We start from the raw sequence: 1,348 nt of genomic DNA, 5'->3' as shown, positions 1-1,348 counted from the left end.
CCCGCCGGGCGTTGTGCCTGGTGAGGAGGGTGCCGTGATGACCGCGACACAGAACGATCAGGCTGGACGGAAGAAGCGGGCGGAGCCGTCGGCGGAGGCGAAGGCCGCCGTTGAGCTGGTCCGGGCGGCCAAGGAACAAGGGCTGTCGCTGACGGGTCCGGATTGGTTGCTCAGGCAGTTGACCAAGACGGTCCTGGAGACCGCGTTGAACGAGGAGATGACCGAGCACCTCGGTTATGCCAAACACGAACCCGACGGCGCCGGCTCGGGCAACATCCGCAACGGCACCAGGGCGAAGACGGTGCTGACCGACAGCACCGGGCCGGTGCAGATCGATGTGCCGCGGGACCGGGCGGGCACGTTCGAGCCGCAGATCGTCCGCAAGCGGCAGCGGCGGTTGTCGGGGGTCGACGAGGTCGTGTTGTCGTTGTATGCCAAGGGTTTGACCACCGGTGAGATTTCGGCGCACTTCGCCGAGATCTATGGCGCCTCGGTCAGTAAGGAGACGATTTCGCGGATCACGGACAAGGTGATCGAGGAGATGACCGACTGGTCGCACCGGCCCCTGGACGAGATTTACGCGGCGGTGTTCATCGACGCGATCGTGGTCAAAGTCAGGGATGGGCAGGTCGCGAACCGGCCGTTCTACGCCGCGATCGGGGTCACCCTCGACGGGGAGAAGGACATCCTCGGGCTGTGGGCCGGCACCGGTGGTGAGGGCGCGAAGTTCTGGATGAGCGTGCTGACCGACCTGCGTAACCGAGGTGTGAAGGACGTGTTCTTCCTCGTCTGCGACGGCCTGAAAGGCCTGCCGGAGGTCGTCACGAACGTGTGGCCTCAGACGGTGGTGCAGACCTGCATCATCCATCTGATCCGCAACACGTTCCGGCTCACCTCCCGTAAGTACTGGGACGAGATCAAGCACGACATCAAGCCGATCTACACCGCCGTCAACGCCACCGCCGCCAGGGCGGCGTTCGAGGACCTGGCGGAGAAGTGGGGCGGGCGGTATCCGGCGGTGATCCGGTTGTGGGACAACGCGTGGGCTGAGTTCATCCCGTTCCTCGACTACGACGTGGAGATCCGCAAGGTGATCTGCTCGACGAACGCGATCGAGTCGTTGAACGCCCGCTACCGGCGGGCCGTGAAGGCCCGCGGCCACTTCCCCAACGAGCTCGCCGCGTTGAAGTGTCTGTACCTGGTGACCCGGTCCCTGGATCCCACCGGAGCAGGCAGAACCCGATGGACGATGCGCTGGAAACCCGCGTTGAACGCCTTCGCCATCACCTTCAGCGACCGCTTCCCGGCCGCTGAAACCTACTAACCAAGATCGCCGGAAACACCTTTA

1 protein-coding gene is annotated in these 1,348 nt (G+C 64.5%); it reads left to right on the top strand.

Annotation, left to right across the window (positions count from 1 at the left end; all coding sequences use genetic code 11):
• Window positions 1-37 precede the first annotated feature (37 nt).
• Window positions 38-1,324, top strand: coding sequence for an IS256 family transposase (locus tag DLJ59_RS00470; protein WP_124770558.1), 1,287 nt, complete (start codon window positions 38-40; stop codon window positions 1,322-1,324).
• The last annotated feature ends 24 nt before the right edge of the window (window positions 1,325-1,348 follow it).

The sequence above is a fragment of the Micromonospora inaquosa genome (assembly GCF_003857055.1).
In the GTDB taxonomy this organism is placed as follows: domain Bacteria; phylum Actinomycetota; class Actinomycetes; order Mycobacteriales; family Micromonosporaceae; genus Micromonospora; species Micromonospora inaquosa.
Note: the sequence above shows the minus strand (reverse complement) of the source record. Positions and strands in the feature narration are given on the sequence as shown.